The organism is Burkholderia oklahomensis C6786, assembly GCF_000959365.1.
In the GTDB taxonomy this organism is placed as follows: domain Bacteria; phylum Pseudomonadota; class Gammaproteobacteria; order Burkholderiales; family Burkholderiaceae; genus Burkholderia; species Burkholderia oklahomensis.
Genome location: NZ_CP009555.1, coordinates 2,626,902 through 2,642,603 on the forward strand (window position 1 = coordinate 2,626,902; position 15,702 = coordinate 2,642,603).

Annotated in this window: 13 protein-coding genes; 11 read left to right on the forward strand and 2 right to left on the reverse strand. The window is 58.6% G+C overall.

Translation table 11 applies throughout. The annotated features are described in order from the left end of the window. Positions 1-43 precede the first annotated feature (43 nt). On the forward strand, positions 44-1,321 hold the full coding sequence (locus BG90_RS11815; protein ID WP_010116750.1) for a dihydroorotase: 1,278 nt from the start codon (positions 44-46) through the stop codon (positions 1,319-1,321). 13 nt (positions 1,322-1,334) lie between these two features. After that, positions 1,335-2,204, forward strand: coding sequence for a lysophospholipid acyltransferase family protein (locus BG90_RS11820; RefSeq protein WP_010116748.1), 870 nt, complete (start codon positions 1,335-1,337; stop codon positions 2,202-2,204). A gap of 31 nt (positions 2,205-2,235) precedes the next feature. On the opposite strand, the gene BG90_RS11825 is transcribed toward BG90_RS11820, so the two are convergent. Next, positions 2,236-3,084, reverse strand: a complete 849-nt coding sequence (locus tag BG90_RS11825) for a symmetrical bis(5'-nucleosyl)-tetraphosphatase (protein WP_010116747.1) — start codon at positions 3,082-3,084, stop codon at positions 2,236-2,238. A gap of 81 nt (positions 3,085-3,165) precedes the next feature. Further along, positions 3,166-3,408: a hypothetical protein gene (locus tag BG90_RS35000; protein WP_144411690.1), complete on the reverse strand. Its 243-nt coding sequence runs from the start codon at positions 3,406-3,408 to the stop codon at positions 3,166-3,168. A 53-nt stretch (positions 3,409-3,461) separates the two neighbouring features. Between BG90_RS35000 and rfbB the strand changes: the two genes are divergently transcribed. From rfbB to BG90_RS31050, 9 genes are all read left to right on the forward strand, one after another. After that, positions 3,462-4,523: a dTDP-glucose 4,6-dehydratase gene (gene rfbB / locus BG90_RS11830; RefSeq protein WP_010116746.1), complete on the forward strand. Its 1,062-nt coding sequence runs from the start codon at positions 3,462-3,464 to the stop codon at positions 4,521-4,523. 11 nt (positions 4,524-4,534) lie between these two features. Further along, entirely contained in the window at positions 4,535-5,428 is an 894-nt protein-coding gene (rfbA, locus tag BG90_RS11835) for a glucose-1-phosphate thymidylyltransferase RfbA (RefSeq protein ID WP_010116745.1), read from the forward strand. After that, positions 5,413-5,964 (forward strand): dTDP-4-dehydrorhamnose 3,5-epimerase, encoded by a 552-nt coding sequence (gene rfbC, locus BG90_RS11840; RefSeq protein WP_010116744.1) that lies wholly within the window; start codon positions 5,413-5,415, stop codon positions 5,962-5,964. Before rfbA ends, rfbC begins: the two co-directional genes overlap by 16 nt. Before the next feature lie 7 nt (positions 5,965-5,971). Continuing rightward, positions 5,972-6,859: a dTDP-4-dehydrorhamnose reductase gene (gene rfbD, locus BG90_RS11845; protein ID WP_038802004.1), complete on the forward strand. Its 888-nt coding sequence runs from the start codon at positions 5,972-5,974 to the stop codon at positions 6,857-6,859. 212 nt (positions 6,860-7,071) lie between these two features. Continuing rightward, positions 7,072-9,177, forward strand: coding sequence for a glycosyltransferase (locus tag BG90_RS11850; protein ID WP_038801999.1), 2,106 nt, complete (start codon positions 7,072-7,074; stop codon positions 9,175-9,177). A gap of 282 nt (positions 9,178-9,459) precedes the next feature. After that, complete coding sequence (locus BG90_RS11855; protein WP_045568305.1) at positions 9,460-10,908, forward strand: mannose-1-phosphate guanylyltransferase/mannose-6-phosphate isomerase; 1,449 nt, start codon at positions 9,460-9,462, stop codon at positions 10,906-10,908. Between the two features lie 116 nt (positions 10,909-11,024). Beyond that, the gene (locus BG90_RS11860; RefSeq protein ID WP_045568306.1) at positions 11,025-11,876 is read left to right on the forward strand and encodes an ABC transporter permease; all 852 of its coding nucleotides are present in this window, start codon (positions 11,025-11,027) and stop codon (positions 11,874-11,876) included. After that, positions 11,866-13,263: an ABC transporter ATP-binding protein gene (locus tag BG90_RS11865; RefSeq protein ID WP_010116733.1), complete on the forward strand. Its 1,398-nt coding sequence runs from the start codon at positions 11,866-11,868 to the stop codon at positions 13,261-13,263. Before BG90_RS11860 ends, BG90_RS11865 begins: the two co-directional genes overlap by 11 nt. A gap of 32 nt (positions 13,264-13,295) precedes the next feature. Next, on the forward strand, positions 13,296-15,701 hold the full coding sequence (locus tag BG90_RS31050; RefSeq protein WP_050814380.1) for a glycosyltransferase: 2,406 nt from the start codon (positions 13,296-13,298) through the stop codon (positions 15,699-15,701). The last annotated feature ends 1 nt before the right edge of the window (position 15,702 follow it).

Below are 15,702 nucleotides of genomic sequence, written 5' to 3' on the forward strand. Positions count from 1 at the left end.
GACTCGACGAAATCAACGCATTCAACGCATCAACAGACAGCGCATGAAGATTCATATCAAAGGCGGCACGCTCATCGATCCGGCGGCCGGCACGGAACGGCAGGCCGATGTGTTCGTCGCCGCCGGCAAGGTGGCCGCGATCGGCACGGCGCCGGCCGATTTCAACGCGGCGAAGACGATCGACGCGACCGGGATGATCGTCGCGCCGGGCTTCGTCGACTTGTCGGCGCGGCTGCGCGAGCCGGGCTACGAGCACAAGGCGACGCTCGAATCGGAAATGGCCGCGGCGGTCGCGGGCGGCGTGACGAGCCTCGTCTGCCCGCCCGACACCGATCCCGTGCTCGACGAGCCGGGCCTCGTCGAGATGCTGAAGTTCCGCGCGCACAACCTGCATCAGGCGCACGTGTATCCGCTCGGCGCGCTGACGGTCGGGCTGAAAGGACAGACCATCACGGAGATGGTCGAGTTGACCGAGGCGGGCTGCATCGGCTTCACGCAGGCGGACTCGCCCGTCGCCGACACGCAGGTGCTGCTGCGCGCGCTGCAGTACGCGAGCACCTACGGCTACACCGTGTGGCTTCGGCCCGTCGACGCGTTCCTCGCGAAGGGCGGCGTCGCGGCGAGCGGGCCCGTCGCGTCGCGGCTCGGCCTGTCGGGCGTGCCGGTCGCGGCCGAGACGATCGCGCTGCACACGCTCTTCGAGCTGATGCGCGTGACAGGTTCGCGCGTGCACGTCGCGCGGCTGTCATCGGCGGCGGGCGTCGCGCTCGTGCGCGCGGCGAAGGCCGAGGGCCTGCCCGTGACCTGCGACGTCGGCGCGAACCACCTGCATCTGATCGACGTCGACATCGGCTACTTCGACGCGCAGTTCCGCCTCGATCCGCCGCTGCGCACCGAGCGCGATCGCGAAGCGATCCGCGCCGCGCTCGCCGACGGCACGATCGACGCGATCTGCTCGGATCACACGCCCGTCGACGACGACGAGAAGCTGCTGCCGTTCGCCGAGGCGACGCCGGGCTCGACGGGGCTCGAGCTGTTGCTGTCGCTGACCGTGAAGTGGGCGCGGGAGGCGGGTGTGCCGCTCGTGCGCGCACTCGCGAAAATCAGCTCGGCGCCCGCGGGCGTGCTGCAACTGCCCGCCGGCCGCGTCGACGAAGGCGCGCCGGCCGACCTGTGTGTGTTCGATCCGAACGCGCACTGGCGCGTCGAGCCGCGCGTGCTGAAGAGCCAGGGTCACAACACGCCGTTCCTCGGCTACGAACTGCCCGCGCAGGTATGTGCGACGCTTGTCGCGGGTCAGGTCGCGTTCGAGCGCCGCTGACGCGAGCCGCATCATGAGACCCCTACGCAAGGCGCGCCTCGTCCTGCATCTGCTGCGCGGGATGGCGATCATCGCGCTGCGCTTCAAGCGCGCGACCCCGGAACGCCGCCAGGACCTCACGCGGCGCTGGACCGTGAAGATGCTGCAGCTTTGCGGGATGCGGCTCGTCGTGCACAACGACGCGGCGCGACTCGACGCGAGCGCGCTCGTCGTCGGCAACCACGTGTCGTGGCTCGACATCTACGTGATCAACGCATGGCGCCCGACGCCGTTCGTGTCGAAGGCCGAGGTGCGCGCGTGGCCCGTCGTCGGCTGGCTCGCCGAGCGCCTGGGGACCGTGTTCATCCAGCGCGAGAAGCGCAGCGAGGCGAAGCGGATCATGCACGAGCTGTCCGATCGCCTCGGCAAGGGCGAGCTGATGTGCGTGTTTCCGGAAGGCACGACGTCGGACGGTCTCGGGCTGTTGCCGTTCCATTCGAACATGTTCCAGGCGGTGGTGTCGGCCGGCTGCGCGGTGCAGCCGATCTGCCTGATGTATGAGGACGCGCGCGGTCGCCAGTCGGTCGCGCCCGCGTACGTCGGCGATCTGTCGCTTGGCAAGTCGCTCGATATGGTGTTGAACGGCGGGCCGCTCACTGCGCATCTATTCGTATGCGAGCCGATCGTTGCAGCGGGCGACCGGCGCGAGACGGCCGCGCTCGCGCGTGCCGCGGTCGCGGGCGCGCTCGCGCAGATGCAGCGCGCCGTCGAGCGGCCGCTCGACGCGGATCTCGCGCGGCTCGCGGCGGCCGCGTACCCGGCGCCCGCCGAGCCGGCCGGCGAACCCGAAGGCGCGGCCGACCCGGAGGTCGGCGTCGACGCAATGCCGCGCCGCGAAGGGTAAGCGCGGCGGTGCGGACGGGCCGGCAGGCTGGCTATTCGTCCGCTGCGCCGCAGCGCTCGCACGCGACTTGCGTGACCTGGCGCGCGGCCGGGTCGTCGGCGAGCCGCACGGCCGACAGCCGATTACCCCACACGCATCCCGAATCCAGCGCGACCAGATTGTCGCGCAGCATCAGTCCCAATGCGGCCCAATGGCCGAACACCATCGTGACGTCGGCCGTTTTCCGTCCCGGCACGTCGAACCACGGCAGATAGCCGGCGGGCGCGGACGCGGGGCCGCCGTTCGCCCGAAACTCCATTGCACCGTCGGGCGTGCAGAAACGGATGCGCGTGAACGCGTTGAATGCGACCCGCAGCCGGTCCGCCTTCTTCAGATTCGGGCTCCAGCAATTGGGGTCGTTGCCGTACAGATTGCGCAGCGTGTCGTGCCAGTTCGGCGCGCGCAGCGCACGCTGCAGTTCGTCGGCGAGCTCGAGCGCGAGCGTCGCGTCCCATTGCGGCAGCACGCCCGCATGCACCATCAGCATGCCGCGCTCGAAGTGCGCGAACGGCCGGTGGCGCACCCATTCGATGAGCTCGTCGGCGTCGGGCGCATCGAGGATCTCGCCGATCGTGTCGCTCGGCTTCAGCGTGCGGATGCCGGCCGCGACCGACAGCAGATGCAGATCGTGATTGCCGAGCACGGTGACCGCGCGCTCGCCGAGCGCGACGATTTCGCGCAGCGTCGCGAGCGACGCGGGCCCGCGGTTGACCAGGTCGCCTGCAAACCAGAGTGGGGTGTCGGCCGCCGGAGAGAGCTTGTCGAACAGCTGCCGGTAGGCGGCGTGGCAGCCTTGGAGGTCGCCGAAGGCGAGGGGAGGGCTGCTGGAAAAAGGGGCCATTACATTGCGTTCGTGACGAAACCGGGTTCACGGTATCACAAGAAACGACATTGATCCGAGCGGATTGACAACGGAGAAAATTTAATACGGGCTCAGTTTCTGCAGTAGAAACATTCTCGAAAATATCATGATGCGAGCAAACTTGCCGAGCTGTTTCAAGATGTTAGAGGGATGTTTTTTCACTTCCTTGCCCGTATAATTGCGGCCTTGTGGGGCAGTAGCTGTGTACTGCCGACTTGGGCGCATGGTTCGATCGAGCCATGCGGCCACAACCGGCGGTTTGACTCGAGCGATCAACGGCATTTTCCCGAACATGCCGGCCATGCTGACATCACGCCGGTTGTTTGACCGACTCCCAATTTCAGCAAAGGAATCCCATGATTTTGGTAACGGGCGGCGCTGGTTTCATCGGCGCCAACTTCGTGCTTGACTGGCTGGCTCAATCCGACGAAGCGGTGTTGAACGTCGACAAGCTGACGTACGCGGGCAACCTCGGCACGTTGAAGTCGTTGCAGGGGAATCCGAAGCACGTGTTCGCGCGCGTCGACATCTGCGATCGCGCCGCGGTCGACGCGCTGTTGGCGCAGCACAAGCCGCGCGCCATTCTGCATTTCGCCGCGGAAAGCCACGTCGACCGCTCGATTCACGGTCCGGCCGATTTCGTGCAGACCAACGTGGTTGGCACCTTCACGCTGCTCGAGGCCGCGCGCCAGTACTGGAGCGCGCTCGACGCCGAAGCGAAGGCCGCGTTCCGCTTCCTGCACGTGTCGACGGACGAAGTGTTCGGCTCGCTGTCGGCGACCGATCCGCAGTTCTCCGAAACCACGCCGTACGCGCCGAACAGCCCGTACTCGGCGACGAAGGCGGGCTCCGACCATCTCGTGCGCGCGTACCATCATACGTACGGGCTGCCGGTGTTGACGACCAACTGTTCGAACAACTACGGCCCGTATCAATTTCCCGAGAAGCTGATCCCGCTGATGATCGCGAACGCGCTCGCCGGCAAGCCGCTGCCCGTCTACGGCGACGGCCAGAACGTGCGCGACTGGCTCTACGTCGGCGATCACTGCAGCGCGATTCGCGAGGTGCTCGCGCGCGGCGTGCCGGGCGAGACGTACAATGTCGGCGGCTGGAACGAGAAGAAGAACCTGGACGTCGTGCATACGCTGTGCGATTTGCTCGACGAAGCGCGGCCGAAGGCCGCGGGTTCGTACCGCGATCAGATCGCGTACGTGACCGATCGTCCGGGCCACGATCGCCGTTATGCGATCGACGCGCGCAAGCTCGAGCGCGAACTGGGCTGGAAGCCGGCGGAGACGTTCGAGACCGGCCTCGCGAAGACCGTGCGCTGGTACCTCGACAATCAGGAATGGGGCGACGAGGTGGTGTCCGGCGACTACCGCAAGTGGGTCGAAACGAACTACGCGCAACGCGCGTAAAGGTTGAATCGATGGCGCGCAAGGGCATTATTCTCGCCGGCGGCTCCGGCACGCGGCTGTATCCGATCACGCATGCCGTGTCGAAGCAGCTGCTGCCGGTCTACGACAAGCCGATGATCTACTATCCGCTGTCGACGCTGATGGTGGCGGGCATCCGTGACGTGCTGATCATCTCGACGCCGCAGGACACGCCGCGCTTCGAGGCGATGCTGGGCGACGGCGGCCAGTGGGGGATGAACATCCGCTATGCGGTGCAGCCGTCGCCGGACGGACTCGCGCAGGCGTTCATCATCGGCCGCGAATTCGTCGGCAACGATCCGTCGACGCTGATTCTCGGCGACAACATCTTCTACGGCCACGATCTCGCGAAGCAGCTCGAGCGGGCATCGGAGCAGGAGGCGGGCGCGACAGTGTTCGCATACCACGTGCACGATCCGGAGCGCTACGGCGTCGTCGAGTTCGACCGCGAGTTCCGCGCGCTGTCGATCGAGGAGAAGCCCGCGAAGCCGCGTTCGAACTATGCGGTGACGGGGCTCTACTTCTACGACAACCAGGTGTGCGACATCGCGGCGGACATCAAGCCGTCGCCGCGCGGCGAGCTGGAGATCACGGACGTGAATTCCCGCTATCTCGCCGCAGGCGCGCTCGACGTCGAAATCATGGGGCGCGGCTACGCGTGGCTCGACACCGGCACGCACGATTCGCTGATCGACGCGGCGACGTTCATCGCGACGCTGCAGAAGCGGCAGGGGCTCGTGGTCGCGTGTCCCGAAGAGATCGCGTACCGCCGGCAGTGGATCGACGCGGAGCAGGTGCTGAAGCTCGCACAGCCGCTCGCGAAGAACGGCTACGGACAATATCTGAAACACATTCTCACGGATCAAGTTGCATGGCCATCCAAGTAACGCCGACGGCATTGCCCGAAGTCAAGATCATCGAGCCGAAGGTGTTCGGCGACGCGCGAGGCTTCTTTTTCGAGAGCTTCAATGCACGGGAATTCGCCGAGCAGGTGGACGCGGGCGTCGAGTTCATTCAGGACAATCATTCGCGCTCGGCCAAGGGCGTGCTGCGCGGGCTGCATTACCAGATCCAGCATGCGCAGGGCAAGCTCGTGCGCGTCGTCGGGGGCGAAGTGTTCGACGTCGCGGTCGACATCCGCAAAAGCTCGCCGAATTTCGGCAAGTGGGTGGGCGTCGTACTGTCGGCCGACAACCACCGGCAGCTTTGGGTGCCGCCCGGTTTCGCGCACGGTTTCGTCGTGCTGTCGGACGCCGCACAGTTCCTTTATAAGACGACCGATTACTGGTTCCCCGAATTCGAGCGGAGCATCGCGTGGAACGATCCGGCGATCGGAATCGATTGGCCGATCGACTTCGAGCCGCTGTTGGCGGCGAAGGATGCGGCGGGCAAGCGGCTTGGCGATGCCGAAGTCTTTGTCTGAGGTCCCCATGGGCAAGCAAGCAACGATTCTTGTGACCGGCGTGAATGGTCAAGTTGGATTTGAGTTGGTTCGGACGCTTCAAGGCTTGGGACGGATCGTGGCGCTTGATCGAGCCGCACTCGATCTCTCAGATCTCACGCGGATGCGTGAGGTATTGCGCGAACTCGAACCATCGATCATCGTGAATCCGGCGGCCTATACGGCAGTCGACAAGGCAGAGTCGGACGAGGCAATGGCGCGCCAACTCAACGCGGAGGCGCCGCGAGTCTTCGCGGAAGAGGCCGCGCGAAGTGGTGCCACCCTGATCCATTATTCGACGGATTACGTCTTCGATGGAGCGAAGGCGTCGCCGTATACCGAAGATGATGCGGTCAATCCGCAAAACGTCTATGGACGGACCAAGCTGGCGGGAGAGCAGGCGATCGCGGCAAGCGGATGCGCGCATCTGATCTTGCGAACGAGTTGGGTGTACGGGCAGCGCGGTAAGAATTTCTTGCTGACAATGTTGAGGCTCAGGGATGAGCGTTCGGAGTTGCGCGTCGTCGCGGACCAGATCGGTGCGCCGACTTGGGCGAACACGATCGCGACCATGACAGCGCATATCGTTGCTCAGGGGCTTGCTGCCGGTTCAGTGCAATGGTGGGCGGAGCGCTCCGGCATCTACCATCTCACTTGCGCAGGCGCCACTTCATGGCACGGATTCGCTCAGGATATTTTCGCGCGGGCGTCGTCGGAGTCGTCCCCTCGCTTGCTACCGATTTCGACCTCGGACTATCCCACGCCTGCGAAACGGCCTGCGAATTCGCGTCTATCCAATGAAAAGTTGGAAACGGTGTTCGGATTGAAGCCGTCACGTTGGGACGAGGCATTGCAGCTGTGTCTCGAGAGTCGCTGAGCGGTTACGATGGCGTGTCCGAGGCGTGGAGGGCGTTTTTCGATCAGATAGAGATCCCGCGGACGCTCCGGTCGCTTGGTGCGGATTTTCGCGAGCTCGATGATAGCGTCGGTCGATATCCGAGATGCCGATGGTGAAGAGCATCTCGATACTACAGAAATTTATCACGCGCGATTGCTTCAAATTTTGATTTCCCTCCGTATAGAAATCCGATGTTGCTCAACAATTTGATCTGGCATGTGCGCCGCATACACTTTCTTGCGCATCGCGTGTCCGGAAGCATCGCTACCCGCGGGTGGCGCAATACCGTTGCGCGCATCTCACAGGAATTTCGCCGGCCGTTGACTGACGAGTCCCTCCGCTGGACGCTGGAGTCGCTTCAACAACCGTTCACTCCGTTTGCGCTCCCTACCAGTTCTGCGCCGCTGGTGTCGGTCATCATTCCCGCTTACGGCAAATTGGCATACACTTTGGCCTGTCTGCGTTCGATAGCGCGACACGGTGCCAGCGCCGCATTTGAAGTACTAGTGGTGGACGATGCATCGCCAGATGATGGTACCCAAACCCTTTCGCAGATAAAGGGGCTGCGCTTGATACGCAATGAGCGCAATCTCGGGTTCATTGGTAGCTGCAATGCGGGCGCAGCCGCTGCCCAGGGCGGCTACTTGCTGTTTCTCAACAACGATACGCAAGTAACGCTCGGGTGGCTCGATCAACTGCTCGCCTGTTTTGTCGAGGAGGCCGATTGCGGTATCGCCGGCAGTCGTCTGGTATATCCTGATGGTCGGCTGCAAGAAGCGGGAGGCATTGTTTTTTCCGATGCGTCCGGCTGGAATTTTGGACGCTTCGAATCGCCAGACAACCCGCAGTTTCTCTACCGGCGACGCGTCGATTACGTTTCCGGCGCATCGATGATGATCGAAGCCGTGCTCTTCCGGCAGCTTGGCGGCTTCGATTCGCGCTATGCACCCGCCTACTATGAGGACACGGACCTTGCATTCGCCGTGCGGGCAGCTGGCAAGCAAGTACTCTATCAACCGGAAAGCTTGGTTATCCATAACGAAGGTATCAGTTCAGGCACTGATATCTTCTCTGGTGTCAAGCAATATCAGGTTGCCAACCGCGATAAATTCAGGCGCAAATGGGCAACTGAACTGACGGCACAGCCCGCTCCGGGCACGCCTGCGGTAAAAGCCATTCAGCGCTCTTCGACACCGCATATCCTGATCATTGACGCATTGACGCCTGATGCGTCTCGCGATTCCGGCTCATTGCGCATGATCAATATCATGCGTCTTCTGAATGAGATGGGTTGGCGGATTAGCTTTATGGCAAGTAATCGCCTGGCTTCGCCCGTGGAAATTGCCGCGCTCGGCCGTATTGGCGTGCACGTGTTGTGTAAACCTTGGATGGCGTCGCTGACTCGGTGGTTAAAGCGCGAAGGCGATCAGCTTGCAGCGGTGATGCTTTGCCGGCATTACGTTGCCACACCTAATCTCAAGTTGATCAAGCAGCTCGCACCCCAGGCGCGGATTCTATTCGACACGGTAGATCTACATTTCTTGCGCGAGCAGCGTGCGGCTGCGCTCACCGATAACCAGGCTCTGGCGCGAAAAGCAAATATGTCCCGTCGGCATGAGCTGGCGCTTATTCGGGCATGTGACGTGTCCTTCGTTGTCAGTCCGATCGAACGCGATCTGCTTGCTCGTGAAGTGCCCGATGCTACGGTCGAGCTGCTGTCCAACATACACGAAGTGCCTGGTCGACGCGCCGGTTTCTTTGCGCGGCAGGGGTTGGTTTTTGTCGGCGGCTTCAGTCATTCGCCCAACGAGGATGCGGTGCGCTGGCTCATCGGTGAGATCTTTCCGCACATTCATGCAGAGCGACCGGATATCCTGCTGCACATCATCGGCGACATTCCCAAAGCGACGCAATCCGAATTGGCTGGGTCTGGTATCCATATTCACGGTCGCGTAGCCGATCTGGCGCCATGGATGGACGGATGTCGCGTTGCGCTTGCTCCATTGCGCTACGGCGCCGGCGTGAAAGGCAAAGTGAACATGGCAATGAGCTATGGTTTGCCGGTGGTCGCAACACGTATGGCCGCTGAGGGCATGCAGCTTCATGATGGAGACGATGTGCTGCTGAGCGACGATGCTGAAGGCTTTGCCGCTGCGGTGCTTCGGGTCTACGAAGACGAGTTGTTGTGGAATCGGTTGTCCGACCACGGCGTGGAGAATGTGCGCAAATACTTCTCGCTCGAGGCGGCGCGCTCCGTCTTGCGACGAGCGCTGCCGCTCGCACTCAGCAAGGTCTGACGTCATCTGCGTACAGCGACGTACCGGGTGGCAACTTGGTGGTGATGTACCATACGATCCTATTTGGCACCCCAAACAATATTCGTGTCATAGGCCCGGATCGTACGGAAGTCCAGGCATCCATGATCGGATACCCGACGAGTTCAACGCAGGGCTGGCTCGAGTTGGTGGTGATGCCGCCGTGACCGCAACGAGGCGGGATTCATAAAGTTGCCGCGAGCAGCACTGGATTTTTGGTGAAGCCGCGCATTGATCTTGAAGTTTAAGGAGTTTAGCCGGGTCATGAAGCTGATTCCCGTAATTATGAGTGGTGGTTCAGGATCGCGTCTCTGGCCGCAGTCGCGAGAGCGTTATCCCAAGCCATTTCTCAGCTTGCCGGATGGAAGTACGCTTATTCAGCGCACCTATGAGCGGGCTGCATCGCTTCCCGGCGTGGAGCACCTGTTCACGGTAACTAATAAGGACCTCTATTTCCTTACGCAAGATCATTATGCCGCATCCGACTGCAAGGTGGCGGACGAGCACTATATTCTTGAGCCTTTCGGTCGAGATACCGCTGCGGCAGTCGCGTTGGCGACCTTGGAAGTCGCACGAAATTATAATGAGAACGTTCTGCTTCTGGTGTTGGCGGCGGATCATCTCATCGAAAATCAAGCTGCATTTCGGCTTGCTGTAAGTCGCGCCATGGAGATTGCGAGCACGGGCCGAATTGTAACTTTCGGCATTCGTCCAACTCACCCCGAAACGGGTTTTGGCTACATCGAAGCCGACGATGAGAACGTGCTTCGCTTTGTCGAAAAACCCGATTATGAATCTGCTGTCGACTACGTAAAGAGCGGTCGCTTTTATTGGAATTCCGGGATGTTCTGTTTTGGTGCGGGCGTAATGCTGGCGGCCATGGAAGAGCATTGCCCGGAATTGCTTGCTGGTGCGAAGCGCGCATTGGAGCAGTCCCGAGTCGATCGTACAAGTCGATCAAATATTATTGTCGACGACGTGATATTTGCGGCAGTGCCATCGATCTCGATCGATTACGCGGTGATGGAGAAGGCAGACAACGTCGCGGTGGTCGCCTGTGATTGTGGCTGGTCGGATATAGGTTCATGGTCCGGCATGGCTGATTTGCTCGACGCCGACGAGCATGGCAACCGCGTTCTCGGTGAGGCGCGCTTACTCGATGCCAAGAATTGTTACGTTAACGGTGGCAATCGAATGATCGGTCTGTTGGGAGTCTCGGATCTTGTCGTGGTCGACACTCAAGATGCCCTGCTGATTGCTCACCGTGAACGAGTGCAGGACGTCAAGGCGATGTACGGCAGCCTGAGAACGGAGAATCATGAAGCAGCGATGATTCATCGTACCGCTCATCGGCCGTGGGGCACGTATACCGTGCTGGAGGATGGGACTGGCTTCAAGATCAAGAGGATTGAAGTCAAACCTGGAGGGCGGCTTAGCCTGCAGGCGCATTTCCACCGTGCAGAACACTGGATAGTGGTTTCCGGCAGCGCACGTGTGACCAATGGCGAACAGGAAATGCTGCTTACACAAAATCAGTCCACCTATATTCCGTGCGGATACCGGCATCGTCTTGAGAATCCAGGAAAGATTCCGCTCGTGCTTATCGAAGTGCAGAGCGGAGAGTATTTAGGTGAGGACGACATCGTTCGCTTCGAGGATCAGTATGGTCGAGTCGGTGAAGTCGATCGCTCGAAGGCCCGGACTCAGGTTTGATTGACAAAAGATCTGGCACTTAAATTCTTGATTGCCGCAACTTATCGTTTTGAACAGTTGTGGCTAGCAGATGACCGAGTTGGTTGGCGCACATTACGGAAATTAACGCTTCAGTCATGAACAGCAATTTATCTTCGAAAAGCTCCGCATCGGAGTGTCCAACTTCGCTGCCCTCGATGATCCTTTCTATTTGGCGGAATCGGGAAATTACTTGGCTGCTTGCGAAGCGCGACGTACAGGCTCGATATAAGGGAGCATACATTGGATTGCTGTGGACTCTGGTCAATCCTTTGCTGATGCTGTTGATCTATACGTTTGTATTTACATTCATATTTAAATCGCGCTGGGCTGGAACGGTGGATGGCGGTCGTTCACAGTTCGCGTTGATCATGTTTGTTGGCGTCATTGTTCACGGCCTGTTCTCCGAGGTGATCAATCGCGCACCGGGGCTTGTGCTGGAAAATCCGAACTATGTTACGAAAGTGGTTTTCCCTTTGGAAGTTCTACCTGCCATTGGTCTCGGGGCGGCACTTTTTCATGCTCTCGCCGGCTTCGTTATTCTATTGGCTGGGATATTCCTGTATAGCGGGGAAGTGCATTGGCAGATCATCCTGCTTCCATTCGTTCTTTTCCCATTCTTGGTTATGGTTATTGGGATTGCCTGGCTGCTGGCTGCGCTGGGTGTTTTTGCTCGCGATTTAAAGCAGAGCACTTCATTTATAACTACAGCTATGCTGTTTCTTTCGCCAGTTTTCTATCCGGAGACGGCGTGGCCAAAGCAGTACCAGACTCTTTTTCTACTTAATCCTCTGACATTTATCATTGGTCAGGCTCGGGAAATTTTGCTTTGGGGGCATTGTCCTGATTTTATTGGATTGGGCGTATATTTATTGGTCGCGCTAATCGTGGCTTGGTTTGGGTACTTTTGTTTCCAGAAGATGCGAAAGGGATTTGCCGATGTTCTCTAACCAATTTGATAACACCGAGGCTGACGCCGATGATGTCGTGATTGCGGCCAAGGGCTTGGGGAAATACTACGAGATCTACGGGAATCCGAAGGATCGGCTGAAGCAATTTTTATTGCCGACTATTGATCGTGCAACAGGTAAGGATCCTCGAAAGTACTACAAACAATTTTGGGCGCTAAGCGACGTGTCCTTTGAGGTGCGGCGTGGCGAGACCATTGGTGTTATCGGACGAAACGGCTCGGGCAAGTCGACTCTGCTGCAACTCGTCTGTGGAACGCTCTCGCCTTCCGCGGGCACGATGGAAACGCGCGGCCGCATTGCGGCTCTTCTCGAGCTTGGTTCCGGGTTCAATCCGGAATTCACGGGACGTGAAAACGTGATGCTCAGTGGTGCCTTGTTCGGCTTGTCCCGGGACGAGATCGCGGCGCGCTATGACGAGATTGTCGCGTTTTCCGGCATCGCTGATTTTATCGACCAACCAGTCAAGACTTACTCTAGTGGTATGGTGGTTCGCTTGGCTTTTTCCGTGATTGCGCACGTCGACGCGGACATATTAGTTGTGGATGAGGCTCTATCCGTAGGGGATGCATACTTCACCCAAAAATGCATGAGATTCCTGCGTTCATTCATGAAACGCGGAACATTGCTGTTCTGTAGTCATGATATGGGAGCGATCGTTAACCTGTGCAATCGCGTCATATGGCTGGATAAAGGCCAACTCAAGAAGGCAGGAAAGCCCAAGGCCGTCTCGGAAAAATATCTGGAGTCGTTATTTGATCCGATGGTTGTGGAGGATTCCGAGCCGGTCAAGGAACTGATTGAAGTTGACGAGGAGGCTCCCAATCAAATCGAAGAGTATGTTGACATGCGGATGCCGTTGATCAACGCTTCTCCATTGCGAAATGATATTGAAGTCTTCCAGTTTGACGAAGGAGGTGCTTCGTTCGGAGTGGGGGGCGCGCAGATCACGGGAGTGCGCTTACTCGATGCCAATGGGAATCCCGTCTCCTGGGCGGTCGGTGGGGAGGAAATGGTACTGGAAATCTCGGCGCGAGCGGCCGCAGATCTCGTGCGTCCGATTATCGGCTTCGTACTCAAAGATAAGCTTGGTCAGATTATCTTTGGAGACAATACCTATATTCCTTACAGAAACAAATTGATTCAGGCGAGCCAAGGAAATAAGCTCGTGGCCAAGTTCAAATTCAAATTTCCGATTCTGCCTTCGGGAGAATACAGCATTTCTCCTGCGATAGCCGAAGGTACGCAGAGTGATCACGTGCAGCACCACTGGGTGCATGATGCGATGATTCTTCAGGTCCATTCCAGCTCGACATGCATAGGCCTGATCGGTGTGCCTATGAGAGAGATTATTTTGGAAACGATGTGATGTCTTATTCGAGTGAACAGGAAGATCGAAGCATGGATTTTACCGGTGAACGGTACGTGCCGGGGATCACTGGCGAGATCGAGATGGAGCATTATCATCGCTACCATCTTGTTGACGAGCTTATTAAAGATAAGGACGTTCTCGACATCGCGTGTGGAGAGGGATATGGCTCCGGCTTGATGGCGTCAAGAGCACGTAGCGTGATCGGCGTGGATATCGACAAAGCCACGATCGAGCACGCGCGTGCGAGTTATCGGTACCCGAATCTCCGCTTCGAAGCGGGATCGTGTGCTGCAATCCCGCTGCCTGATCGCAGTGTCGATGTGATCGTGAGCTTTGAGACGATCGAGCATCACGATCAGCATGATGAGATGATGTGCGAGATTTCGCGCGTGCTGCGCGAAGACGGGATTTTGGTAATCTCGAGCCCGGACAAATACGAATACTCAGAAAAGCCAAGGTTTAAAAATCCGTATCATGTCAAAGAGCTTTATCTCGATGAATTCAAGGGCTTGTTGGCGCATTATTTCTCCAATGTCGATGTTTACGGTCAGCGTGCCGTATTTGGCTCACTAGTTGCTCGCCTGAACGGGAATTCGAGTAATGACGGGCGGCATTTCTGGACTCGGACCGGCAATGGACCGCATGACGTCCAGGAGGCCGGATTGCCTCGAGAGCCGGTTTATTTCATTGCACTGGCATCAAATTTCCAACTGCCGGAGTTTGCGCCCTCGATATTCGAAGTTGAAGGCTATATCGAGTCTCGCATACAGGGCGTGTCGGCAGATTATCAGGCAGAGATTCGGCGCATCGGTTCGGAACGCGATGCCATGCTGAAGGATAAGGACCAGGCATGGGAGAAATACCTCCAGCAAGTGGTAAAGGACTACGGCTCGGAGATCGATCGTATCGCGGCGGAACGGGATGAGATGCTGCGAGGCAAAGATGCAGCATGGGGCCGGGAAGTCGAGCGCGTCGCGGCGGAGCGCGATGCAATGCTGAAGGATAAAGATGCGATTTGGGGCCGCGAAGTTCGGCGTGTCGCGGAGAAATACAAGGCTCAAGTTTCGACGGACGCCATTTTCAAGGAAATGGTGCCATTGGTGAGTTTGGTCGTCGTAAATTTCAATGGCCTTAGATTTTTGCCGGCACTGCTGCAAAGTTTGACGCAGCTCGATTATCCAAGGTATGAAATTGTTTTGGTCGACAATGCGTCGAGCGATGCTTCGATCGATTACGTTGGAAAACACTTCCCCAGCGTCCGTATCGTCAAATCAGAAAAAAATCTTGGTTTTGCCGGTGGAAACAATCTCGGTATGCAAGCAGCAAAGGGCGATCTGATTGGGCTTATTAATAACGATACTGTAGTGGATCCTGGTTGCCTTCGAGAACTGGTGGCCGCATTGGTGCGGGACCCCAAGGTATGGGCAGTAGGCTCAAAAATTGTTTTCTTCCGAAAATACGTCGAAATTGTGTTGAGGAGCGATGTTTTTCGGCCGTCGGAAAAAGGGCAATCCTCCGATCAGCGTGAATTGGGTCTCTTGCTGGATGAGCGCAGCGCATTCGTAGGATGTGATTATCGCAAACCCATTTTTGCTACGGGCTTTTGGGGCAGCGAGCAGTTGGCGGGACGGTGCGTTCGCTGGACTTCGGGGGAGGCAAGGTTGTTGTTGCCCGTCATGCCAGCAAATACCGGAGGCGAGTGCGAACTGTCGTTAGTTGTCTCGGGAACGGAAGCCGGAGCCGGGACCGCGTTTGGTGTCGAACTGAATGGCGTGCAAATCGGCCAGAGCGTGCTGTCGTCCGGATTCGATGAACACGTTTTCCGTGTGCCGCGGTCGCTGATTGATAGCGCATGTTTTGATTTGTTGAATAACGTCGGCACGCAATTAAGCGAAAAGGGTGAGGCCAGCGATCGTGGGATCTACGAGCCGGACCGCGGACAGTACGATAAGGAGGAGGCTGTTGAAGCGCTATGCGGTGCGGCGATGCTCATAAGACGCTCCGCTCTCGAGCGAGTCGGTCTGTTTGATTCCAGATTTTTCATGTATTACGAGGACGCAGACCTCTGTTGGCGTATCCGGCGAGCGGGCGGAGAACTCCGATACGTGCCGACGAGCGTCGTGCGCCATATTCACACCGGATCTAGTGTGGAGTGGTCCCCGATGTTCATATATTACGTCTCCCGTAATCACGTGCTTATCCGTTTCAAGCATGCCTCGCTGCGTGTGGCAATGGGTAGCTATTTTGTTGAGACGGCACGATGTGTGCGGGCGTGTGTGGCGTGGGCACGCAATGTCATTCGAGGAGGTCGCGACGAGCGAGCGCGTGCCGAACTCGGACTGCGTCTTCGTTTGCAAATCGATTTGCTCGAAAAAATTCCGGGCACTCTCGTGAGGCGTTGGGGCTTCAAGGGAATCCAGCTGGACCGTCTGTAAG

Coding starts and splice junctions, on each gene's coding strand:
- rfbA (WP_010116745.1), top strand. CDS start 4,535: ATGGCGCGCAAGGGCATTATTCTCGCCGGCGGCTCCGGCACGCGGCTG.
- rfbB (WP_010116746.1), top strand. CDS start 3,462: ATGATTTTGGTAACGGGCGGCGCTGGTTTCATCGGCGCCAACTTCGTG.
- BG90_RS11855 (WP_045568305.1), top strand. CDS start 9,460: ATGAAGCTGATTCCCGTAATTATGAGTGGTGGTTCAGGATCGCGTCTC.
- BG90_RS11865 (WP_010116733.1), top strand. CDS start 11,866: ATGTTCTCTAACCAATTTGATAACACCGAGGCTGACGCCGATGATGTC.
- BG90_RS31050 (WP_050814380.1), top strand. CDS start 13,296: ATGGATTTTACCGGTGAACGGTACGTGCCGGGGATCACTGGCGAGATC.
- BG90_RS11850 (WP_038801999.1), top strand. CDS start 7,072: ATGTTGCTCAACAATTTGATCTGGCATGTGCGCCGCATACACTTTCTT.
- BG90_RS11860 (WP_045568306.1), top strand. CDS start 11,025: ATGAACAGCAATTTATCTTCGAAAAGCTCCGCATCGGAGTGTCCAACT.
- BG90_RS11820 (WP_010116748.1), top strand. CDS start 1,335: ATGAGACCCCTACGCAAGGCGCGCCTCGTCCTGCATCTGCTGCGCGGG.
- BG90_RS35000 (WP_144411690.1), bottom strand. CDS start 3,408: ATGGCCGGCATGTTCGGGAAAATGCCGTTGATCGCTCGAGTCAAACCG.
- BG90_RS11815 (WP_010116750.1), top strand. CDS start 44: ATGAAGATTCATATCAAAGGCGGCACGCTCATCGATCCGGCGGCCGGC.
- rfbC (WP_010116744.1), top strand. CDS start 5,413: ATGGCCATCCAAGTAACGCCGACGGCATTGCCCGAAGTCAAGATCATC.
- BG90_RS11825 (WP_010116747.1), bottom strand. CDS start 3,084: ATGGCCCCTTTTTCCAGCAGCCCTCCCCTCGCCTTCGGCGACCTCCAA.
- rfbD (WP_038802004.1), top strand. CDS start 5,972: ATGGGCAAGCAAGCAACGATTCTTGTGACCGGCGTGAATGGTCAAGTT.